The following is a 21,883-nucleotide window of genomic DNA, read 5'->3' on the forward strand; positions in this document are numbered from 1 at the left end:
GAAGCGATGTGCTGTCCATCTGCAATAACGCGCACGACTTGGGCCCCGGAGGTTTCCGGAGCCCAAGTGCGTGTGTCCTACGAGAACGGCGCGCTCATCGGCGACCCGCGTGCAACTGCGTCACCTGCTCCGCACTGAGCTCGTAACCGTACAAACGGAAGTCGTCGATCAGGCCGTCGAACCTTGAGTCACCCCAGCTCGTCCCGCCGATGAAGTTGGCCGTGGTGCTACCGCCCACGCCCACGTCACCGATGCTGATGGTGAAATCAGTACGGGTGGCCTGAAGGACACCATTGAAGTAGATCCTCCCGGTCGAGCCGTTCTGCGTGAACGTCACGTGCGTCCACGCGTTGAGCGGCAGATCTTTGCCCGCTCCTAGCAGGAGCCGTTCCTGTGTGGCCACCCCAGGTGCTTTGAAGGTGGCCCCGAACCCGGTGGTCCCGCCGCTGGTGGCTGACTGAAGCAGGAAGAACGTGTCCGTGCTGCTGCCGATCTGGACCAGCGGCACCCAGTTCGGCAGCGTGTCCGGGCGTGCCCAGAAGGACACGGTGAACTGATTGGTCAGTCCTGCCTCGATGTTGTCGGGCAGCCGGACCTCGTTGCCTGAGGTCGCCGCACCGCCCGGCAGGTTCACCGCGGGACCGTGACGGCCGGCCGTGCTCCACGACGTCGTACCCAGCAACGTCGCCGCCCCGATCGACGACTTCGCGCCGGTGTTCCCGGCGGCGGTGCCCGCGCCCTCGTCGAAGGTGTACCGGACCGAGACACCTTCGTTGTACATCCCCGCGACGTCTGCCGCGGTCAATGTGGAGGTGTACAACCGGACGTCGTCGATCAGACCGTCGAACGCCGCATCGGGATATCCGTTGCGGCCCAGCCAGTTGTCGGCCGTCGGGCCGACTTCGGTCATTCCGACGGTCAGGTCGGTACGCGTCGCGATGACCTGACCGTTGAGGTACAGCGTGCCGATCGGGCCCTGGCGGGTGAAGGCGACGTGGTTCCACTGGTTGGCGACCACGTCCTGCGCCGGGCTGGCGTAGACCCTTTCCTCGGGGCCGGTTTTGCCCTTGAAGGTGACGGCGAGCCCGGTGCTCCCGCTCGCCTGGGTCTGCATCTGGATCTGGTAGTAGCTTCCGGCCGAGCCGAGCCCGTCACCGATGTGGAACAAGCCGGTCCAGTTGTTCTTCACATCGGGGCGCACCCAGAGCGCTGTGGAGAAGTTCGCCGCGCCCTGGAGCAGGTTGTCGGGCAGATCCACGGCGTTGGCAGTGCTGCCACCGGGCAGGTTGACCGCCTTGCCGAGCACACCGTTGGTGGACCAGCCGGTGGTTCCTGTCAGGACGGCGGCCCCGGCCGAGCCCGCCGTACCGGTGTTGGCGACGGTCGTGCCCGTGCCCTCTTCGAACTCGTACCGGATCGGGATACCGGTGGCCGGTGGTGGTGGGTTGTCGCCCACGATCACCAGATCGTCGATCATCAGGCCGCCGGCGGTCCCTCTCAGGGTGAGCACCTGGGAAGCCGTCGCGGCGGTGAAGGTGCCGACGTACGTGCCATGGGCGGCCGTCGACGGCAGGGCTGTCGTGGCGGTCAGTGTCGCGTTCAGGCTGCCGATCGACAGTGTTCCCGTCGCCGCGGCGCTCCCGGACGTTCGGGCGTCGCGGGCGTAACGCAGCGAGATCCGGTAGGTGCTTCCAGGGGTGAGATCGCTGACCGTGCGGCTGATGTTGCCCGAGCCGCCCAGAGCCAGCTGGTATCCCGTGTAGCCGAGGCCACCCTGACCGGTGGCGTTGCCGCGCACCAGCTGGACCTGGCTCGCCACTGCCCAGGGAACCATCCGGGAGTTGCCGGGGGCGACGTCAACGGTGGCTGGGGGGTTGTTGGTACGCCACTCGGCGGGCAGGCGCGGGTACTCGAACTGGTCGACCACCCGCGGGTTCAGCTGGGTCATGATCACCGAGGGGTCGATTTTCACGATCTTCGCGACCGACGGGGTGCCGGTGTTGTCCCAGATGAACAGCATGTAAGAGCCGGGCGGTGCGTAGTTGCCGTTGAGCGGCGCGGTGATGTTCACCGTGCCACCGGACTGGCTGAAGGCGAGGTCCTGGAAATTCTGGTCGTTGTTGAACCCGTGCGTCACGGAACCGTTGCGGACCAGCGTGACCCGGGAGACGGTGCCGGTCGCCGTGATCGGGAAGGTGCCGTTGTAGCCGATCTTCTGTGGTGCGGTGCTGATCACCGGTCGCGGGGCGGCCTGGTTACCGTTGAACAGGTATCCCGGCGAGTAGTACTCCACGTCGGTGTAGTTGCGCGGACCGGGCGTACCGCCGCCGCCGACCATCACGCGGCCGTCGGGCAGAAGCAAGGCCGTGGAGTGATACAGCCGGGCCCGCTCCTGTGGGATGACGACCTCGGTCCAGTTGCCGGTGACCGGGTCCCAGATTTCGGGGTTGGTGACGTATCCGCCATTGCCGTTGTTCTCACGGCCGCCGCCGGTGACCAGCACCCTGCCATCGGGCAGGAGTGTCGAGGTCGCCCAGTGGCGCTGGTACTTCATCGGCTGGGTCGGGGTGACGACCGGGTTGGCCGTGCCGCCGGTGATGTCGACGACGAAGCCGGCGCGAGCGCCATCCGGGCCGCCGCCATTGGCCCACCAGCCGCCGCCGACCTGGAGGATCTTGCCGGGGCGGAACATCGTGGCGGTGGAGGTGGCGCCGACCGGGTTGCCGTTGGCGCCCTGGTTGGCGATGCCCGCCGGCAGGGTGCCACGGAGGGTCAGCTGGCCGGTGCCGTTGTTGCCGGCTGGGTTCAGCTCGTACATCTGCGTGCCAGTGATGTTGAACAACGTTCCGGTCGTCGGGGCGACGAACGCGCGCGGGTACCACCAGCGGTTCTCGTCCGCGCCCGCGTGGTCGGCGCCGCCGTCACCGTAGGCGGCCGGGCTTCTGGCACCGTCGAGCTTCTTCCAGCCCGAGCCCTGTTCCGGGGTGTAGATCTCCGGAGTGAGGACCCCGCGCCCGCCGGGCCCGCCGGTGAGGCTTCCCCCCTGAACGACGACGTCGCCGTTGGGCATCGTGGTGCCCGTCGGGTACCACCGGGGGAAGTTCATGGGCGCCTCGTTCTGCAGCCCGTTGTTGGTGGAGTAGCTCGTGACGCCGATCGCGCCGTCGTTGGGCGCGTTTCCGCCCATGCCGTCGTCGCCGCCGACCGTCATGGTGGAGTGGTCGTGCGGGCTCTGCACCTGCATGGCGCAGAACAGATCGGTGTATGTGGTGTTCGGGAGGATGCCGCTGCGCAGGTTCGCCAGCGTGCGTGGGGTGGCCGGGTCCCAGATGTCGACCTCCATCTGGCCGCCCTGGGTGACCGCGTCGTTGCCGGTCCAGTCGTAAGGCGTGGTGTCGTTCCCCCAGCCGCCGACGCTCCCGAAGGACTGCACCCTGCCGTCGGAGGTCAGCGCCATGTTGATCGGGACCAGCGGCCAAGGCGTCACGCCGCTCCAGGCGCCGGCCTGGTCCTTGACCGGCGGCGAGCAGTCTGCGGCCAGCAGTTTGGCGGCATAGGCCAGACCGTTCTTCATCTGAGCGCGCATGTACGCCTCGGAGTAGGCGGTGCCCTCGTGCCCCATGGAGGTGTACCAGGACCGGCCGGCGTCGATCTGTTGGCACCAGGTGACCGGGTGCATGCTGCCCTGCCGGCCCATGCCGTATGAGGTTTCGTCAGCCTCGATCAGGGTGCGCACCCAAGGAGCCGGGTTGACGACCCAGTCGTACCACTCGTCGCTGCGGGTGATGCTGGCCGTCACGCCCTGCGTGAGCGGATGGCTGGTGTCCTTCACGAACACGCGGCCCGGCCGGACCCCGGGATTCTCCGGGTGACCTTCGGAAACAGCGCCGACGAGGCGGGCGTAGAACGGGTTGACGTCGTGCTCGCTCTCACCGACCGACCATCCGGTGTAGTGCAGGCCCATGAAGCCGCCGCCACCACGGATGTAGCTCTCGAGCGCGGCGCGCTGGGCCGCGTTGAACAGCACACCACCGGTTTGCGCGAAGACCACGGTGTCACGAACCGCGAGGTTGGCGGTGTTGAAAGCCGCCGGGTCCTCGGTCTCCTGGATGTCGACCGGCTGCCCGTACTGGGTGCCGAGCTGGGCGGCCAGGTCGCGCACGGCCTGCCGCGCCTGCACATGGGAGGCGTGGAAATTGGGCTTGTAGAACAGCAGGACGCTGAGCCGCCCGTCATCGTCGGGGGCGGCGAGGGCCGGGGCCGCGGGGGCCACCAGCCCGGCGACGGCCACCAGCACTGCGACGAACGCCGCGGTGGCCCGGCCGGACAGTCGGCCGAAACGAGGGGAGAGGTGGGAGCGGGCAGACCTGAGGGGCACTTTCATAGGGATCCCTTGAGGCTGGCTGGGGGGTGGGGGAGGAGAACGAACCACCCACGGCGCCCTGACGGTATGCCGCATGTAATGCATCGTCAAGAACTACGTCCACCTATATGAATCAGACTTCCTGTCTGTTCGCATATGTGAAACACGTCTATGACGCAAACGGGCCCCAGCCTCGGCCTTGTATGGAGTTCGGGCCTGCCAGGCCCCGCCATCGCTTGATCTGGTTGATGCAGCGTTCGACGCGAGCGGCGATCGGCAGGCTGCCAGATGGCTGATCGCTTCGATGCGCCGACGCAGCCATGGGGAAAAGGCGGAGCGGGTGCGGGTTCGTCTTGGCGGGAGGGCCGGATCAGCCGCTGACCGGGGTGGTTCGTGCCAGGTCGGCGCCCGGCGGGCCAAGGTCCCGCGGCTGGTGGTTGTAGACCGGCTGGGACGGCGAACGCGGAAAGCCACGGGGCAGGTGGCCGTTCCGCGCCGCCGCCGTCCGTGACCGGTAGCGCTCCTGATCGCATCGCGGCGCTAATGGTCCGCCCCGACGCCGCGGGCGTTCCATCACATGATCGTCTGGATGGACGTCGGCCCGCGGGATCGATTCCGGGGGCCTACCTCGCCGGCGACCGGGTTCTCATCGCAGCTCGGCGATGACGGTCTTCAGCTGGGTGTAGTCGTCCAGGCCGAAGGACCCGAGCTCGCGTCCCCACCCCGACTGCTTGAAGCCGCCGCGAGGCAGCGTGACATCATCCGCGTGCCACGTGTTGAGCCACACCGTGCCGGCCCGCAGACGGGCGCCGACGCGGTGCGCCGTGCCGATGTCCCTCGACCAGACACCAGCGGCGAGCCCGTAGACCGTGTTGTTCGCCGCCGCGACCACCTCGTCCTCGGTGTCGAAGGGAAGCGCCGTCACGACTGGGCCGAAGATCTCGTCGGTCTGCACCGCCATCTGCTCGTTCACCGAGGTGATGAGCGTCGGCGACACGAAGAAGCCGCGGTCGCCGACAGCGTCGGCGCTTCCCGCGTTCAAGACGGCGCCTTCCTTGAGCGCGCCACGGACGTAGCCCAGCACCTTCTCGTGCTGCTCCCGGGAGACGAGCGGCCCCATCTGCGAGGCCGAGTCGAAGCCGTCGCCCACTCTGATCGCGCGCGCGGCCGCGGCCACTCCTTCGACGACCTGGTCGAAGACACCACGCTGGACGTAAAGGCGCGACCCGTTGACGCAGCACTGCCCCTCGTTGAAGTAACCACCGAGCACGGCGCCGGCGATGGCGGCGTCGACGTCCGCGTCGTTGAAAACGATGTTGGGAGCCTTGCCGCCGAGCTCAAGGGAGACCTTCTTGAGGTTGCCCGAAGCCGCGGCCGCGATCTTCTTGCCGACTTCGGTGCTGCCGGTGAACGCGACCTTGTCGACACCATGGTGGTCGACCAGCGCGGCCCCGGTGTCCCCGAAGCCGGGCAGGATGTTCACGACACCGGCGGGCACGCCTGCCTCGAGCAGGAGCTCACCGAGGCGCAGCGCCGTCAGCGGCGTCTGCTCGGCCGGCTTGAGGATGACGGTGTTGCCCGCCGTGATGGCCGGGACGATCTTGAAGCAGGCCATCAGCAGGGGGAAGTTCCACGGCACGATGCCCGCGACGACGCCGACCGCCTCGCGGCGGGTGTACGCGTGGAATTCGCGCCCTGGCACGGACATGGGGATGGTCGTGCCCTCCATCTTGGTCGCCCAGCCCGCGAAGTAACGGAAGAGTTCGGCGGAGATGGCCACGTCACCGTCACGGGCCGCTTCGACGCGCTTACCGTTGTCGAGCGCCTCCAGCTGGGCGAACTCGTCGCGATGGGCATCGATGAGATCGCCGATGCGCCACAGCAGATGGGAGCGGTCACGCGGGGTCATTCTCGACCACGGGGACGGGGACTCGAACGCCGTGCGAGCGGCCACCACCGCACGATCCACGTCCGCGGCAGACGCCTGCGCGACCTCGACAAGCAACTCCTCGGTCGACGGGTTGATGGTGGCGAACGTTCTACCGTCCTTCGCGTCCACCCATTCGCCGCCGATGAGCAACTGCTTGGGCGAGGAGAGGAACGATCGGACGGCGGGCAGGAGCAGGGAGTTCTCGTGGGACATGACGGCCTTCCATGAACAGGCTGGACTACTTGATGATCGACACTTTCGACCAGTCGAGAGTGAGGGTGACGGCGATGACGATGACGACGCCGTAGAGGATCTGTTCGTAGGCGGACGGCACCCCGACGATCGGCAGCCCGACCCGGAGCAGCGTCACGACCAACGCGCCGGCCAGGCTTCGCCACACGCTGCCGTGACCACCGGTGATGGCGGTGCCGCCGACGACGATTGCCGCGACCGCAGGCAGCAGAAGGTTGTCAGCCATCGTGGGACCGCCGCTGAACTGGCGGGAGACCAGCATGATCGCGGCGAACCCGGCGCCGGCGCCGGAGACGACGAACGCGCCGATCTTGACCAGGTCGACCGGCGTGCCGGCCAGCCGCGCGGCTGATTCGGAGTACCCCGTAGCCGAGATCCAGCTTCGCAGCGGGGTGAGCTTCAGCATCAAGGCGATGAGAGCGACCACGACGAGGGCCATCACGAAGGACATCGGCACGTAGCCGCCGACGTAGAGCTCAAGCCACTTGACCGTCGAGTCGTCCACCACCCGCACGGTGCCGGCGCCGGACACGACGAGGGCGATGGCGGACAGGATGCTCATCCCGCCCAGAGTGACGATGAAGGACGGTATTCGGAGCAGTACGTGCGCCACCCCTTGCACCGCGCCGATGGACGCCGCGGCGAGGATGACCGCGGGTGTGGCCAAGCCACCGAGATGCGGCAGCCAGAGGGCCAGCAGGACGGTCGAAAGCGAGGCCACCGCCGCGATCGACAGATCGATCCCTCCGCAGAGGACGATCAGCGTCGCCGCCGCGGCGAGCACGATGAGAGGCGCGGCGGTACGCGCCACCGCGGTCAGGCTCCGCTGCGTCAGGAAGCCCGGATCGGCGATGGCCAAGGCGACCACAAGCGCCAGCAGGGCGATGAGCGGCATGAATCCGGTGAGCCGCTGCCCCAGACGAGGGCCGCCATCACCGGTTGCGGGCTCTGCGGCCGGCTTCAAGGCAACGGGAGTGCTCATACCATCTCTTTCACAAGGTCCAGAGGGCTCGGCTTGCCGCCGGCCGGGCAGCCGACCTCGGAGACGACCCGTCCGTCATTCATGACAAGGATCCGGTCGGCCATGCCGATGGCCTCCTCGAGGCTGTCGGCCAGCAGCACGGTGGCGACCCCGCTCGCCGCGAGCTCACGCATCAGCCGGTACACCTCCGAGCGGGCACCGATGTCCAGGCCGCGCGTCGGGTGGTCCAGCAGAAGCAGGCGGATATCGCCGCCGACCAGCCAACGGGCCAGGACGACCTTCTGCTGGTTACCGCCGGACAGCCGCTGAATGGGGGTGTCACGACCTGGTGTCCGAATGGACAGCCGGTCAATCCAGCGGTCCACCACGGTGGCCTGTTTCCCGGGTGCCACGAAGGGGCCGGCGCACCGGGCCCGCTGCTTGGCCAGGGTCATGTTCTCGGCCACTGACATCGGACCGACCATGCCTTCCGTCTTGCGTTCGGCCGGAACGTAGCCGATGCCGGCGGCGCATGCGGCGCGCGTACCGGAAATATCGATCTTCTTGCCGTCCATCCAGATCTCGCCGGCGGTGACCGGCTCGGCGCCGAACAGGGCGCGGCAGACGTCCTCCCGGCCGGATCCGTGCACACCCACGATCGCCACGATCTCCCCTGCGGCGACGTCCAGGTTGACGTCCTGAAACGACGTGCCGGACAGCCCGCGTACGGCCAGCCGAGGTTGCCCGGACTCGACGACGGCCGCGGCGTTCTCGTGGTAGTGATCGTCCGACCCGGTAGACCCGATCATCATCCGGTGCAGCTCGCGGGGGACGGCTCCGGCCGCGGCGACCTCGCCGACCGACTGGCCGTTGCGCAGCACCGCCACGCGGTCGCACACCTCCAGCACCTCGTCGAGGCGATGGGAGACGAAGACGACCGAGGCGAATTCGCGCAGACGGCGGATCTGCGCGAACAGGGTCTCGATCTCCTTGGACTCCAATACCGACGTCGGCTCGTCCAGGACGATCACCGGCGGGTGCTGACTCCGCTGCTCGATGCGCAGCACCTTCGCGATCTCGACCATCTGCCGGTCGGCGAAGGAGAGCGCGTCAGTACGGACCAGAGGGTCGATGTTCGAGCCGATCTTGTCGAGCTGCTCCTGGGCCAGGCGGCGCATGGCATCCCAGCGATAGACGCCCCGGCGGACCCCCGGCCCTTCCCCGCCGAGGAGAATGTTCTCCGCCGCGGTCAAGTTCGGCACCAGCGACTGCTCCTGGAACACCATCCCGATGCCGTGATCGGCGGCATCGACGACACTGCGCAGCTTGACCGCTTCGCCGCGGACACGGATCTCACCGGCGTCGGGGACGACCAGGCCGACCAGCGCTTTGAGCAAAGTGGACTTGCCGGCCCCGTTCTCACCGACCAGACCGAGGACTTCGTGCTGGCGGACGACCAGGTCGACGCCGTCAAGAGCCTTCACCCCCGGATAGTGCTTGACGAGGCCGCGGACCTCCAACGCTGGTGTCGAGGCTGGGACGCTCACTTGACCACCTGGTTTCTTCGACGCTGAGGGATGACTGCGGCCGCCACCGCGGCCACGACGATGAGCCCCTCGACACCACCCTGCCAATACGGGCTGACCCCGATCTGCACCAGACCGTTCGTGAGCACCACGACGAGCAGGACGCCCACTGCGGAGTGCAGGACGCCGCCTCGGCCCCCGGTGAGCAGAGTGCCGCCGACGACGGCAGCGGTGATGGCGGAGAAGTCGTATCCACTGCCGGCCTGGACGAGGCCGGCCCCGAGCTGGCTGGTCACCATGACTCCGGCGAGTCCGTAGAAGGCGCCGGCCACGGCGAAGACCGCGACCTTGTAGGGCTTCACCCTGACGCCCGAAAGCGCGAGCACTTCCTCCGCGCCGCCGATCGCGAAGGCGTACCGGCCGAGCCGGGTGTAGCGCTGGAGCAGCCAGCCCACCAGGACGCACGTGGCGGCGATCCAGGTGAGATAGGACAGTCCCAGGAAGCGCTCGATCGCCCAGCCCTTGAGCATGGCGTCGGAGATGTTGGGCTGGACGCCGGCGAACATGAGGGTCGCCACGCCGAGCCCCACGGCCGACACCCCGAGCGTCGCCATGAACGAAGGCACCTTCAGCAGGACCAGGGCGAGCCCGCTCAGGCAGCCAAACGCACAGCCCAGCAAGACGGCAACCCCGATCCCGAGAAGTCCGAGGTCGTTGTCGTTGCGATTGTTGGCCACCAGGAGCGACACCGTCAGAGCGGAGGCGCCCATCACACCGGCGGCCGAGAGGTCGATGGACCCCATCAACAACACGAACGTGATGCCACAGGTGACGACAGCGAGCACCGCGGCGGCGTCGACCATGTTCTGCACGTTCTCGATGCTGCGGAAGCGCGGGCTCAGGACCGCGAACACCAAGAAGGTGACGGCCAGGGCGACCGGTGGACCGGCGTCTCGTAACGACGCGCCTCGCCGGGAGATGCGGCGAGGCGCAGAAACGACCTCGGATGCCGAGGTCACGTCAAGGCCCCAGCCACACGCTTGAAGACGTTGCCGCACTCGAAGTCGGACGGGTTCGTCTTCGGCTGCGCGAAGTCGGCGGCGTTCTCCTTCGTCACGAGGAACTGCTCGGCGAAGAAGGCGCGATTGGCGGCAGGCAGGTCCTTCACCGCCAGCTTGCCGGTGGCCACGCAGAAGCCGATCGCCAGGCCGATCCCGCCTTGCCAGGTGCCGTCACTGGAGACGGTGGCGGTCATCGAGCCGTCCTGTACCGCTTTGACCGCGTCCGGAACGGCGTCGATGCCGACGACCGCCACCTGTCCGGCCCGACCTGCCTGCTGGAGTGCTTCCAGCGCGCCGAGTGCCATGTCGTCGTTGGCGGTCCAGATGCCCTTGACCTTGTCGCCGTGTTTGGTGAGCAGTGTCTGGGTCACCGTCCGCGCCTCGGCCCGCGAGAAGTTGGCGGTCTGCTGATCAAGCAGCTCAACACCGGGATTCTTCTTGAGCGACTCCTGAAGACCGGCGAACCGGTCCTTCGCGGCCGCGGTGTCCAGCACGCCCTGCAGCGCGATGATGCCGCCCTGTCCGCCGATCGCCGTGGCGAGCGCGTCACCGATCTGCCGGCCCGACTCGACGCCGTTGTAGGTGATGTGGCTGATCCACGTCTTGTAGTCGGCCGGCTTCAGGTCGGCCGGCTTGTTCCACTGGGTGACGAGGTAGGCGCCGGCCGTGTCGGCGCCCTTGACGATCGCCGCGGTGTCGGAGTCGCCGTTGGGAAGCACGTTCATGACCAGGCACGTGGTGTCGCCGGCGAGGAGCTGGCTGATCTGCTCCTGCTGCTTGGTGGAGTCGCCGCCATAGGTGAGGCGCTGCTGGGTGAGGCCGACCGTCTTGGCGAATTCATCGCCGCCGGTGAGCCATGAGGCCTCGTAGGGGTTGGACTCGTTACGAACCTGACCGACGAGTTTGACGTCAGCCGGCTTGCAGCCGCCCGCGGCGGCGGAGTCGCCGCCGCCAGCCGCCTGTTCGCTACAGCCGGTCAGGGCGGCCGCGAGCGAGAGACTCAGTAAAATCACGGTGGGGCGAGTAGTGATCTTCACGGGTTGATCCTTGATCTCTTCGGCGCCGGGGGGAGCCGGCGGGGGGCGCGACGGGAAGAGAAACCTGTCGATGGGGGACCGATGCGACAGGTGTTGTCGTATTTTGCGGGTGGGGCAAGCGGGAAGCCGGCGTCAGCGGGCCATCCAGCCTCCGTCGACGACCAGGACATGGCCGTTGACGTAGTCGGCGGCGGCGGAGCTGAGGAAGACAGCCGCCCCGGCGATGTCGGATGCGTCTCCCCAGCGACCAGCGGGGATGCGCTCGACGATGGACCGGGATCGATCCGCGTCCGCGCGCAGCGCAGTCGTGTTGTCAGTGATCATGTAGCCGGGCGCGATGGCGTTGACCTGCACGCCGAGCCGGGCCCACTCGTTGGCCAGAGCCTTGGTGAGGCCGGCGACGCCGTGCTTGCTGGCCGCGTACGACGCCACGCGAATCCCGCCCTGGAAGGACAGCAGGCTGGCGATGTTGACGATCTTTCCCTGCCCGCGTTCGGTCATCGGGCGCCCGAACGCCTGACACAGGAAGAACAGGCCGTTCAAATTCACGTCCAGGACGCGATGCCACGACTCCTGGCTGACGTCCACCGAGTCTTCGCGGTCGATGACGCCGGCGTTGTTGATCAGGATGTCGACCTGACGATCGCGGTTCACCTCCGCGGCCACGCGCCCGATGGCGTCGTGGTCGCTGATGTCGAGGTCCACCACCTCCACCCCACGGCCAAGGTCGGTGACCTGGTCCCGCGTGGCTGCCTGGCTTTCCGGTCTGCCCAGGAGGACCAAGTCGGCCCCGGCCTGTGCGAGCCCCAAAGCGATGGCGCTTCCCAGCCCTCGGCCGGCGCCGGTCACCACAGCGCGGCGGCCGGTCAGATCGAACGGCGATCTCACAGGTCCTCCAGCGCTACCGGGGTGAGATCGGTGTACTGGTTGTTCTCGCCGCCCATGGCCCAGATGAAGGCGTATGAGCCGGTGCCGGCCCCGGAGTGGATCGACCACGGTGGCGAGATGACGGCCTCGCGGTTGCGCACGATGAGGTGACGAGAGGCGCCGGGATGCCCCATCACGTGGAAGACCAGGTCGTTTTCAGCGAGATCGACGTACATGTAGACCTCGGTGCGCCGGTCATGCAGATGCGGCGGGAAGGTGTTCCAGACCGACCCTTCGGCGATGACGGTCACGCCGAACTGGAGTACCGACGTCTGTAGCTCTTGGCCCCAGGCGTACCGGTAGAGGCTGCGTTCGCTCGCGCTTTGCGGCGTGCCCAGCTTGACCGGGTCGATCGCCGAGTGGCTCAGCAACGTCGTGGGGTACACCGCGTGCGCCGGAGCGGACACGAAGTAGAACGCGGCGTCAGGACCGGCGAAGACGACCTTGTTGCCACGGCCGACGAACAGCCCGTCGAGATGGCGGAGTTCGAACTTCTCCCCGTTGACCAGCACATGACCGGGCTGGCCGACGTTGACGATGCCAAGCTCGCGGCCGGCCAGGTGTGACGTCGTGCCGAGGACGTCCCAGGCCGGCAGTTCGAGCTGACGGTCGGCGGGAACCGCTCCGCCGACCACCAGCCGGTCGTCGTGGGTGTACACGGCGTGCACCTCGCCGGGGCGAAACAGACGGTCCACGAGGAAGTTCTTTCGCAGGTCCGCGTTCGTGGCCGTCTCCACGCCGGACGGCGAGGCGGAGTACCTAACCTCGATCAAGTCCTTCTCCTTATGTGAACCAAGTTCCGCTATGTGAACTGAGCGCGACGGTATCTGTGACCCTGATCACGAGTCAAGGGATCGAAGTCAGTCCTTATATGTGAACTGTGGTTTATTGGTATCTGCCGGGTGCATGCACCATGATTTGATTGATCACTTGAGAAGGAGGCCTCGGTGGGCGCGGACAAGACGGTCAACGGCAGCTCTGCCACCTCGCAGGTCAAGTCTGCTGCGCGCGTCCTCGACATCCTGGACGACATCGCAACCCACGGAGAGGGCACCCAGCTGCAGCTGGGCACGCGTCTCGGCATCCCCAAGAGCAGCCTGCACGCGCTCCTGCGCACCATGTGCGCTCGCGGCTGGCTGGACACCGATCAGACGGGCAGCATCTACCGGCTCGGGGTGCACACCCTGACGGTCAGCTCGGCCTATATCGACAGCGATCCGGTCCTGACGCGCGCCGGAGCCGTGATGGACGAGATCGCCGCCGCCACCGAGGAGACGGTGCACCTGGGCCGGCTGGACGGCTCCGAGATCATCTACACGGCGAAGCGCGAGTCCAAGCACCCGTTGCGCATGTACTCGGCTGTCGGCCGCCGGCTTCCCGCCTACAGCACAGCCCTCGGCCGGGCGATGCTCGCGGAGATGCCCGAAGACGTCCGCGATTCGCTGGTCCCGCACCAGATCAAGGCCATCACCACGCAGACGGTTACGGACCGGGACGCCCTGCTGGCGATCATCGACAAGGCCGCCCGGCTCGGGTACGCCGAAGAGAGCGAAGAGTCCTGCCTGGGCGTGCGCTGTTTCGGCGTGGCGCTGCCGTTCTCCCGCCGATCGGTTGACGCGCTGAGCATCGCCGTCCCGATCAGTCGCCTCAAGCAGGGCCAGGAGGACCTCATCATCGAGACTCTGCTGAGTGTGAAGGCTCGCCTGTCGGCGATGAACGACAAGCTGGTCAGCTGACCAGGTCGTGCTCGTTGCCGTACAACGACGCTGGGGCTGACCCTGCCGCGGGTCAGCCCCCTACCGACGCCTGAACGGCGACGTCAGCCCTGGTTCAGCTGGGCCAGCACGCCGGCCCGGCTCGCGTCCTCGCTGGCGAGCACACCTCCGTTGGCCACGTCGTCGGCTGTGATCTCGCTGAACACCATGCGGACATCCTGCCGGCGGGCTCCGAGGATCTCGACGGCGTGGTCGGCTACCGCTCGGGCAAAGGCCTTGCGTTGCTCCAGCGACCGGCCCGCGAGTAGTTCGACGGTGATGTTGGGCATGCGTCCTCCCTCTGACTGGCTGTCCAGCATACGGGCTTCAGTTCACCAATGTGAACGAACGTTACATCGCAGCACATGGAGGCGCAATGCAAGCCCTCGCGAGTTCACATACTTGACATAGGTTCGGCATGTTGGTCGAATCGGGGCGACCCCGGATCGGGCTTCGGCGCGAGGATGCGACATGCGGCGCAATGACATCGGATCTGCTCACGTGGCTCGGACACGGTTGCGGCGCCTCATGTACGCCGGCGCCGCCGCGCTCGTCGTCGTCCTGGTCGGCATCCCGTCTCCGGCAAGCGCCCACGTGACCGTCACGCCTTCCACAACCGCAGCCGGTGCTCACGCCGTGCTCCAGTTCAGCGTCGGGCACGGCTGCGAGAATTCGCCCACCACCAGAATCACCATTCAGCTTCCGGCGCAGATCACCTCGGTGGCCCCCACCCGGACAGCGAGTTGGACGATCGCGAAGCAGACGGAAGTGGTGAGCCCACCGGTCCTGGACGCCCACGGCGACCAGATCGTGCAACGGGTCGCGTCAGTCACGTTCAGTGCGGAGATCCCGCTGCCAGACGGCTACCGCGAGGTCTTCGAACTCGCTGTCACACTGCCCGAGGCCAAGGGCACCAGGCTCGTCTTTCCGACCATTCAAACCTGCGAGCGTGGCGAAGCCGCCTGGACAGAGGTTCCACAAGACGGGCACGACGTCGGAGAGCTCGAGTTGCCCGCTCCGAGCTTCGTCGTCTCCGAACCCGCCGGCGACGCGCACCACCACGCGAGTGCCAGGAACACTCAGGCCACCGCGGGAGGGGACGGCGTCTTGACGTTCGCCGCGCTGACGCTCGGCGTACTCGGCTCGGTCCTCGGCGGCGCGGCGCTCGTTCGACAGCGCCACCTGACATGATCCACCGGCGGGCCGGGCGAATCCGGGCAGCAGTAGTGCTGATCCTGGCCTTCGTCCCCGCGCTGCTGCTCAGCTTCCCTCAGCCGGCGCACGCGCACGCGCACCTCATCAGCACAGACCCGGCACAGGGGGCGGTGCTGCCGACCGCGCCGGGCCGGGTCGTGTTCACCTTCGACGAGGCGGTACGCGGTGTCCCGGGCGGTGTGCAGGTCTTCGGCTCGAAAGGTGAGCTGGTGGCGGCCGAGCCCAACGTCAAGGGCGCCGAGCTCGAAGTCGTTCTCTCAGCACCGCTGGGCGACGGCACGACCGTGATCACCTGGAGGGTCGTCTCCGCGGACGGGCATCCGATCAGCGGAGCCCTCACGTTCTCCGTCGGCGCGCCGACCACGGTCGTCACCCCGCCTTCGACTGGCTCGAGCGCCGTCCCCGAGGTCTCCTGGCCGCTGACGCTGGCCCGTACGGTGGGCTACGTCGGCCTTCTTCTCGCCACCGGACTTGTCGCGTTCGCTGCGATGTTCCTGCCTGCGGAGGCTTACGCCGACCGTGCTCGGCGCCGCATCACCGTCTCGGCGCGTTCCGCCGCGGCCGTCGCCGCCGGAGCCTGGCTCACCGCGGTGCCGATCACCGCACTCTACGTGCTCGGAGGCGGGGCGGGCCTGCTCCTCGAGGGCGCGACATGGTCGTCGGTGCCGCTGACCGAGTACGCCGTCGCCACGACCGTCGCCGGTGGACTCGTGCTGGCTGTGGCACTGCTCGGGCACGGACCGGCGGCGCGACGGCGTCGCCTCGCGGCGGTCGCGGCAGCCTCGATCGCGGCCACGGCTCCCGCCCTGGTGGGGCACACGCGCGCGGCGAGCCCCGAACTGCTCGTCATCGGCGCGGACGCACTGCACCTCCTCGCGGGCAGCATCTGGCTTGGCGGAATCACCGGTCTTGTGCTCACCTTGCCGACCTTCTCGAGCCGGGGCGCTGCCGCGGCCGAGGTGCTCACTCGGTTCTCCACCACGGCCGCCGGCGTCCTCGTGGTTCTGGTCGCCACCGGATCGCTACTCGTGTGGCGAATTCTCGGTTCATGGCCGACGCCGGCCGGTGGCGACTACGGCCGGCTGGTGCTGGCCAAGATCGCCGTAGTGCTGACAGCCCTCGCGATCGCGGCGTGGAACAGATGGTCGCTCCTGCCGCGGCTCAAGCAGGCATCGAACACCGCCAACCGGCAAGGGCTCTCCCAGCAGGTCGTGCGCGCCACCGCGATCGAGGGGACGGTCCTTGCTGCCGCACTGCTTTTGACCGGCGTTCTCGTCGACACGAGCCCCGAAGGAGACTCCGCGCCCGTGAGCGCGCAAGCGGAGTCCACTGCCGACACTCACACCACGACGCTGGGCGACATCACGGTGCAGGCTTCCCTCACCCCCCTCGCCCGCGGTCCCAGCACCCTCACCCTTCGGCTGCGCTCCGCCGCCGGTGAACCTGCCGAGGGTGTGGCTCCGCCGGTGATACGCCTGACCTCCGACACGGCGACGCTGGGCGCTGTCCCGCTGACGCAGGTGTCAGCGGGCTTCTACACCGCGCAGGTCATGCTCCCGGTACCAGGAACGTGGCGGATGCAGGTGTCCCTGCGCGTCAGTCAGTTCACCAATCCCGTGGCGGAGCTGAGGTTCGTCGTCAACGGATGATCGACTTTCGCCTTGAACTCCACCTTGGTGGTGGTCAGCCACGCGCCCGGGCTGGGGGCGGGCCGTCGGCCGGCCATCGCTCCGCGGCAGCCGCGAACGCCTCGGCCGCCGTACCGCCTGGTCAGCGCGGCGACCAGGCGGGCTCATTCCTCGTGGTGGGCCCGGATGATCGCGGCCCGGACGTGGGCTGCGGGTCCCTCACAGGAACGGCCGCACGGTTGCAGGCCTTCGACCCCTCGGCGGCGGGCGTGAGCGCCACGTCCAGGTCGGGGCGCCTCGATGATCCAGAAACCGGCGAGGTACTCCTTGGTCTCGACGAAGGGCCCGTCGGTGACGATCGCCTCCCCGCCCCGGTTGTCGATGACGGTGGCCGCCTCAGGTGAGCCCAGGCCACCGGCCCTTGGCCTGCAGCCGGTCGTTGAACACGTTGATCGAAGCGGTCTCCTCCCGGGTGGCCAGATTTCCCGTGTCGTTTATCACGCCCATCAGGTATCGCACCGGCAATCATCTCCTTCAGCGGCGCTTCGGCCCGGCGCCTTCGGGAATCTCGCCGTGCAGGTGCGGGACGTACACGAGCTTCTGCGTCCTGCCGTCGAGCACGGTCGACTCGACGAGCTCCAGGTCGAGCTCCACCCCGTCGTGGAGGAGCGCCGAGCCGCCGGCGCGGCCCGAGACGGCAGGGAAGACGATGACCTCGAGCCGGTCGACGAGACCGGCGGCGAGCAGGGCACGGTTCAGCGAGATGCTGCCGTGCGAACGCATCGGGACGTCCGTGGTGCGCTTCAGGCGTTCGATCGCCGTCACCGCGTCCTCATCGAACACCGTCGAGTTCCGCCACCCGAGGGGTTCCTTGAGCGTGCTGGAGAACACGATCTTCGGCAGCTCGTTCAGGCTGTCGTAGTAGGGCTCGTCGTACTCCGTCACGAACTGCCGGAACTCCCGGAACGTCGTCGCGCCGAAGACCAGCACCTGGTCCTGGGCGAAGGTGCGCACCCGGTCCTCGACGATCTCGGGGCCTTCCTTGCCCCAGTAACCGGGCCAGCCTCTGGCCATGCCGTAGCCGTCGAGGCTGCAGAAGAAGTCGACGGTGAAGGTGGCGCTCATGGAGCCACTCCCTTTCTCGCCACCCCCGTTGGGCGGCTTCACCTCTTCTACGAAGACGACCGACCCGAGCCGACACCACCTGCGAGAAAATCGGCGACGATCGCGGTCTGGCCGGCGATCAGGTGACCGACGCCGGGCAGCAGCCGGACATCCGCCTCGGGAACGTTGGCGCGCATCCGCCGCGCCGTCTCCGGCCCCTTGATGAGGGCGTCGCGGTCGCCCGCGATGACCAGCACCGGCATCGTCAGACCGGCCTCAGTGAGTTCGGCCATCGGTCGCCCACGGCGCGAAGCGGGGCCGGGGCGCACGTTCCACCGGCCACCAGGCGCGGGATCAGGGATCGCCCGCCCGAGCGCGGCCTCGCTTCTGGCCGGCCACATTCCGGCCATAACGGCCGTCCAGCCATGGGCCACGACCATGCCGAAGAGACCGTGGCCGTGCCCGGCCGTCGCGAACCGGCGTTCCCTGGTAAACGAGGAAGCCCTGGCCCGGCGCAAGAGCAGTTCGACATGGTCAGCGCCGAGAGGAGGGCTCCGTCGACCTCGGCGACGAGCGGCTGCGACGCCTAAGAAATATAGGCTGCTTCCGATTCCCGTCGCCGATTTCGCAGGGTGCAGGGGGCGTTGGTTTGTCTTCGAGATCGCAACGCGTCCGGGCAGCGTTTGTGTCCCCGTTTCCTCTCTTGCTGTTGTCGGGCCTGGTCTACGCGCTCTATTGGTGGGGCGAGTATCCCCGGTCTCCGTCCTATGACGACCTGATGCCGTTTCAGGTTGCTGCCGAGCAACCCGCCGACGGCATCTCAGCCACGCTGACCGGCCGCACTCTCGTGGTCCAGCAGCACACCCGCACCGGTCAGACTCAGCCCTTCTCCGACGATGAACCGGCTTCCGGCTACTTCACCGTCTCCTTCAAGAGCTCCCGGGCCATCCGGCAAACCTTCCGGTTCGCCATGGACGAGCGGTTGACGCCGACCCGCTTCAGCCTTGGCAAACCCTCACGCGAAGGCAGAAGCGAGTCGGCGTTCCTCCCCATCTCCTCTGCCGAGCCGAAACCCGGTGCCGGTCGCAAGCTCACCGCCCGGACGGAGACTGGCAGATCCAACGGCGTCGACGACTTCTCGGTGGTCGTCGTGCCGGTCCACCAGCCGGCCGGCGAGTACATGCTGACCGTCGCGTTCGATTTCCCGGTGAAAACCGTCCGCTATCACCAGCACTGGGGCGATAACAAGATCTTCCTTGAGGTCGAGGATTCGCTGTACGACTTCAGGCAGGAGTATCCGGACCTGGACTTTGTCGACACGCAGAAAAGCGCCGCTCCCGTCGCCAGCGAGATCCGATACCACGAATCCAACAACAGCATCACGCTCTCCGAGCCTGCACCGGACGTCGAGCTGGCGTCTCTCCGCTCCATGCGATGGGTCCGCGACAACGGCGGCATCTCAGTACAGTTCCTGGCCGTCGACAACACCATCACCTTCTGGATGGACCGGATCGCGGACATCGCCATCCTGATCCTGGGCGCGGCCATCGGTATCCTCATCACCCCGAGAGGGCGCGCGCCCTGCCCCCGGGACCGCTCATTTGCAGCAAGTGCGCGAACCCTGATTGCCGACCATGTCACATCCTGAAGGTGATCCTTCGCCCGTCCTGATCACGCCCTGGGACTGACATGTGGTCGCCGGCCGGAGGATCTCCTGCACCCACACCCTGGTTGGTTCGGGCCGCGCCGGGCTGGCCGATGTGGCGGTTATCGCCTAAGCGGCGTCGTACACGTAGCCGGCACTCGCTATTCGTGACAGTGCATCGCCCAAGACTTCAACGCTGGGGCCAAGGAACATCCGCAAATAAGGCAGATGGTTCACCCTGCCACTCAAAGGCCACGGCCAGACGGATCCCAGCATGACTCCTGTTTCCGAAAAACAAGAGCGCCGGAATGCCTCGACGCTCTCGGGCGAACCGGAATATTTCTCCGGGACGGCGAAGAGAGAGTATGACGTACATTCTCCTGCGTGAATTTTGTCGGCAGGATATCCGAGATCCTGCTCAAAGGTTGTTTTGAAGAACTGGCGCTTACGCTTGTATTCCTGTCGCTGTTCGGCCAGGAAGGCGTCTGCCGAGTCCCCGGCCAGCCACCGAGCCATGGCAGCCTGCAGCACACCTCCGTGAGACAAGCTGTGCTGGAGGCGAAAGCCGTTCACGAGAAGATCGAGCACGGGAGGGGAGGCCACCATCAGGCCCAGCCCCCATCCGCTGCAGTGAAACTGCTTACCTAATGACCGAACCGCCAGCCACGGGAGGTCCCGAGCGATGCGTTCATTCTGCACCGCTTGCAGTAGGAGCTGCAGAGACGAGGTGGGCGTGACTCCTTCGTCGTGTACGGCGTAATACGCATCGTCCAGCAGGATCGGGACTTCATATTCTATCGCCAGGGAAACCGCGCCCCTGACGAAAGATGCATCCCAGTTTACGGCAGTTGGATTGTGCTGAGCGTTGAGGATAATGATGCCCGGTCTCACGCGCGTGGATCTGCAGGCGGACACGACCAGCTGTCGAAGGTCGTCGATACTTGGGCGAAACTCCCTCTCGGGAGTCAATGAAACGTACTCTGTGGCGTAGCCCAGCGGCCCGAAGACTCCGGCATAGTCCCAGCTTGGCCCAGCGGCGAAGACGATGGGTTGGCGACCATCGTCGTATCGATTCAGGAGAAGTCGCGCGAAATCGCTCATCGCCTGCCGCGTGCCGTTCCAGGTAATACTCACTTCGTAGGAATCGCCCTCTTCCGCGACTTCATCCAGTCGGTGTTCAGCTCGGATTCGGCGAGAAGCCACTTGGTGGAGCTCCGGGATGCCGTACATTGAAAGATGATACCCGTGGGAGTGGATCTCGGTCGTCTTGAGTTCAGCTGCGAGCCCCGGAGCGATCTCGCTCCATGTTTCACCGATTGCAAGATAGATCGGATGTCCGTACGGCGCGCCATTTCCAATGTACTCGCCCAGTGAGATCACATCTGGATTCGGCATCGGCAGGGAAGGCTTGGCGATAATTCTAGAAAACGGCACATTCATGGGCGCACGGTCCTTCATGTGTTTATCATCACCAGGCAATGGGGTTACATTGACCCGTCTGCCGCATTTTTCAACAAAGTGCTTGTCATCTTGCGAGGCCCGCCTGAGCATGCTCAGGCAGGCGCTGAACGGGATCGCCTTTTTGAGGAAGCTCCCGGGCCACGGTGCAGATGTCGCAATCCATCACCGAACCCGAAGGCCTTTCTCATTCCAGGACGTTCATCCGTGTCGCCATGTACTCGACCTCCGTGGTCAGTACAGTCCGCCGCCCGGCGCGACGGCCTCGACCAGCACCGCGTGCGGGTTGGCGAGGTAGTCGTCGAAGAACGCGCGAGGGGCGTCCGGGGAGACCCTCAACGGGTGCCAGCGGACGTCGGTGTAGCCGGCATCCGCGATCACCTCGCGGTAGGTCCGCTCCGACCAGTACCGCAGGGAGACCGACACGGTCGAGCCGCCGACGGCGACGTTCAGCGTGGCAGGATCGCCGTCCACAGGGTGGAGCGGCCAGTCGAGGGAGAAGCCGTACTTGCCCGGGCTCGGCCCGGACGGGTCCATCGCCGGGTTGGGGATCAGCGTGAGCAGGCGGCCTCCGGGACGCAGGTTGGCCGCCATCGCGTCGCACATGGCCCGCATGTGGTCCAAGTCCACCGCGTAGTGCAGGAGGTAGGTTGCGGCGACCACGTCGAACTCGCCGAGCACGGGCATCCGCGCCGCGTCGTGGACGTGGTAGACGATGCCGCGCGGTTGCTCCTCCTCTGCCGATCGGCCCAGCCGGACCATCTCGGCCGAGGAGTCCACCCCGACCACCTGGCCGGCCCCCAGGTCGGCGAACCGGCGGGTGTAGAAGCCCTCACCGCAGGCGACGTCCAGGACACGCAGGCCGTCGGCCGGGCCGAGCGTGTCGAGCAGGGAGTGGGCCTCGACGAGCGTGCGGAAGGCCGCGAGGTCGGCCTGCTGGTAGGACTCCGCCACTTGGTCGTACTGGTCGACGTGCAGGGTCATGGTGCCTCCGATCCGAACTCTTGCGCCGAGTCTCACGG

The 21,883-nt window shown here is 67.1% G+C and carries 19 protein-coding genes; 4 read left to right on the forward strand and 15 right to left on the reverse strand.

Annotated elements, in window-relative coordinates:
* Window positions 1–94: 94 nt before the first annotated feature.
* The 8 genes from AW271_RS22880 to kduI form a co-directional block, all read right to left on the reverse strand.
* Window positions 95–4,297 carry a LamG-like jellyroll fold domain-containing protein gene (locus AW271_RS22880; RefSeq protein ID WP_218008133.1) on the reverse strand — a complete coding sequence of 1,401 codons (4,203 nt, stop codon included), beginning with the start codon at window positions 4,295–4,297 and terminating at the stop codon, window positions 95–97.
* A gap of 712 nt (window positions 4,298–5,009) precedes the next feature.
* Window positions 5,010–6,506 (reverse strand): aldehyde dehydrogenase family protein, encoded by a 1,497-nt coding sequence (locus tag AW271_RS22885; RefSeq protein ID WP_062339434.1) that lies wholly within the window; start codon window positions 6,504–6,506, stop codon window positions 5,010–5,012.
* Between the two features lie 25 nt (window positions 6,507–6,531).
* On the reverse strand, window positions 6,532–7,527 hold the full coding sequence (locus tag AW271_RS22890) for an ABC transporter permease (protein WP_062339435.1): 996 nt from the start codon (window positions 7,525–7,527) through the stop codon (window positions 6,532–6,534).
* Window positions 7,524–8,990: a sugar ABC transporter ATP-binding protein gene (locus AW271_RS22895; protein ID WP_218008134.1), complete on the reverse strand. Its 1,467-nt coding sequence runs from the start codon at window positions 8,988–8,990 to the stop codon at window positions 7,524–7,526. The genes AW271_RS22890 and AW271_RS22895 overlap by 4 nt, the downstream gene beginning before the upstream one ends.
* Window positions 8,991–9,049: 59 nt before the next feature.
* Window positions 9,050–9,946 (reverse strand): ABC transporter permease, encoded by an 897-nt coding sequence (locus AW271_RS22900; protein WP_218008135.1) that lies wholly within the window; start codon window positions 9,944–9,946, stop codon window positions 9,050–9,052.
* 101 nt (window positions 9,947–10,047) lie between these two features.
* The gene (locus tag AW271_RS22905; protein WP_062339437.1) at window positions 10,048–11,130 is read right to left on the reverse strand and encodes a sugar ABC transporter substrate-binding protein; all 1,083 of its coding nucleotides are present in this window, start codon (window positions 11,128–11,130) and stop codon (window positions 10,048–10,050) included.
* Window positions 11,131–11,262: 132 nt separating this feature from the next.
* Complete coding sequence (gene kduD, locus AW271_RS22910; protein ID WP_062339438.1) at window positions 11,263–12,018, reverse strand: 2-dehydro-3-deoxy-D-gluconate 5-dehydrogenase KduD; 756 nt, start codon at window positions 12,016–12,018, stop codon at window positions 11,263–11,265.
* Entirely contained in the window at window positions 12,015–12,794 is a 780-nt protein-coding gene (kduI, locus tag AW271_RS22915) for a 5-dehydro-4-deoxy-D-glucuronate isomerase (protein ID WP_218008136.1), read from the reverse strand. The genes kduD and kduI overlap by 4 nt, the downstream gene beginning before the upstream one ends.
* Window positions 12,795–13,004: 210 nt before the next feature.
* Here kduI and AW271_RS22920 point away from each other — a divergent pair, with 210 nt between their 5' ends.
* Window positions 13,005–13,793 carry an IclR family transcriptional regulator gene (locus AW271_RS22920; RefSeq protein WP_062339440.1) on the forward strand — a complete coding sequence of 263 codons (789 nt, stop codon included), beginning with the start codon at window positions 13,005–13,007 and terminating at the stop codon, window positions 13,791–13,793.
* Between the two features lie 83 nt (window positions 13,794–13,876).
* Here AW271_RS22920 and AW271_RS22925 read toward each other — a convergent pair whose 3' ends face one another.
* Entirely contained in the window at window positions 13,877–14,101 is a 225-nt protein-coding gene (locus tag AW271_RS22925; RefSeq protein ID WP_062339441.1) for a tautomerase family protein, read from the reverse strand.
* A 181-nt stretch (window positions 14,102–14,282) separates the two neighbouring features.
* Between AW271_RS22925 and AW271_RS22930 the strand changes: the two genes are divergently transcribed.
* Window positions 14,283–15,002 carry a YcnI family copper-binding membrane protein gene (locus AW271_RS22930; protein ID WP_062339442.1) on the forward strand — a complete coding sequence of 240 codons (720 nt, stop codon included), beginning with the start codon at window positions 14,283–14,285 and terminating at the stop codon, window positions 15,000–15,002.
* A gap of 35 nt (window positions 15,003–15,037) precedes the next feature.
* Window positions 15,038–16,675, forward strand: coding sequence for a copper resistance CopC/CopD family protein (locus AW271_RS22935; RefSeq protein ID WP_218008137.1), 1,638 nt, complete (start codon window positions 15,038–15,040; stop codon window positions 16,673–16,675).
* A gap of 143 nt (window positions 16,676–16,818) precedes the next feature.
* Here the strand turns inward: AW271_RS22935 and AW271_RS43215 are convergent, their stop codons facing one another.
* Genes AW271_RS43215 through AW271_RS22950 form a run of 4 tightly spaced genes read right to left on the reverse strand, consistent with a single transcriptional unit; the run spans window position 16,819 to window position 18,051 of the window.
* Window positions 16,819–17,064: a YciI family protein gene (locus AW271_RS43215; RefSeq protein ID WP_369408467.1), complete on the reverse strand. Its 246-nt coding sequence runs from the start codon at window positions 17,062–17,064 to the stop codon at window positions 16,819–16,821.
* A complete protein-coding gene (locus AW271_RS42920; RefSeq protein ID WP_275935774.1) occupies window positions 17,051–17,173 on the reverse strand; it encodes a hypothetical protein in 123 nt (40 codons plus the stop codon). Before AW271_RS42920 ends, AW271_RS43215 begins: the two co-directional genes overlap by 14 nt.
* 15 nt (window positions 17,174–17,188) lie before the next feature.
* Window positions 17,189–17,779, reverse strand: coding sequence for a dihydrofolate reductase family protein (locus AW271_RS22945; RefSeq protein WP_062339443.1), 591 nt, complete (start codon window positions 17,777–17,779; stop codon window positions 17,189–17,191).
* Window positions 17,780–17,826: 47 nt separating this feature from the next.
* Complete coding sequence (locus AW271_RS22950; protein WP_062339444.1) at window positions 17,827–18,051, reverse strand: alpha/beta fold hydrolase; 225 nt, start codon at window positions 18,049–18,051, stop codon at window positions 17,827–17,829.
* A gap of 416 nt (window positions 18,052–18,467) precedes the next feature.
* Between AW271_RS22950 and AW271_RS22955 the strand changes: the two genes are divergently transcribed.
* Window positions 18,468–19,406 carry a hypothetical protein gene (locus tag AW271_RS22955; protein ID WP_157554522.1) on the forward strand — a complete coding sequence of 313 codons (939 nt, stop codon included), beginning with the start codon at window positions 18,468–18,470 and terminating at the stop codon, window positions 19,404–19,406.
* A gap of 126 nt (window positions 19,407–19,532) precedes the next feature.
* On the opposite strand, the gene AW271_RS38745 is transcribed toward AW271_RS22955, so the two are convergent.
* Window positions 19,533–20,861: a pyridoxal phosphate-dependent aminotransferase gene (locus AW271_RS38745; RefSeq protein WP_169806383.1), complete on the reverse strand. Its 1,329-nt coding sequence runs from the start codon at window positions 20,859–20,861 to the stop codon at window positions 19,533–19,535.
* 234 nt (window positions 20,862–21,095) lie between these two features.
* Window positions 21,096–21,845, reverse strand: coding sequence for a class I SAM-dependent methyltransferase (locus AW271_RS22960; RefSeq protein ID WP_062339446.1), 750 nt, complete (start codon window positions 21,843–21,845; stop codon window positions 21,096–21,098).
* Window positions 21,846–21,883: the final 38 nt, after the last annotated feature.

The organism is Herbidospora sakaeratensis, from assembly GCF_001570525.1.
GTDB lineage: Bacteria > Actinomycetota > Actinomycetes > Streptosporangiales > Streptosporangiaceae > Herbidospora > Herbidospora sakaeratensis.

Excerpts from the sequence above, each read along its gene's own strand:
- AW271_RS22925 (WP_062339441.1), bottom strand. The coding sequence starts at position 14,101 with ATGCCCAACATCACCGTCGAACTACTCGCGGGCCGGTCGCTGGAGCAA.
- AW271_RS22885 (WP_062339434.1), bottom strand. The coding sequence starts at position 6,506 with ATGTCCCACGAGAACTCCCTGCTCCTGCCCGCCGTCCGATCGTTCCTC.
- AW271_RS22960 (WP_062339446.1), bottom strand. The coding sequence starts at position 21,845 with ATGACCCTGCACGTCGACCAGTACGACCAAGTGGCGGAGTCCTACCAG.
- AW271_RS38745 (WP_169806383.1), bottom strand. The coding sequence starts at position 20,861 with ATGAAGGACCGTGCGCCCATGAATGTGCCGTTTTCTAGAATTATCGCC.
- AW271_RS22950 (WP_062339444.1), bottom strand. The coding sequence starts at position 18,051 with ATGGCCGAACTCACTGAGGCCGGTCTGACGATGCCGGTGCTGGTCATC.
- AW271_RS22930 (WP_062339442.1), top strand. The coding sequence starts at position 14,283 with ATGCGGCGCAATGACATCGGATCTGCTCACGTGGCTCGGACACGGTTG.
- AW271_RS22945 (WP_062339443.1), bottom strand. The coding sequence starts at position 17,779 with ATGAGCGCCACCTTCACCGTCGACTTCTTCTGCAGCCTCGACGGCTAC.
- AW271_RS22890 (WP_062339435.1), bottom strand. The coding sequence starts at position 7,527 with ATGAGCACTCCCGTTGCCTTGAAGCCGGCCGCAGAGCCCGCAACCGGT.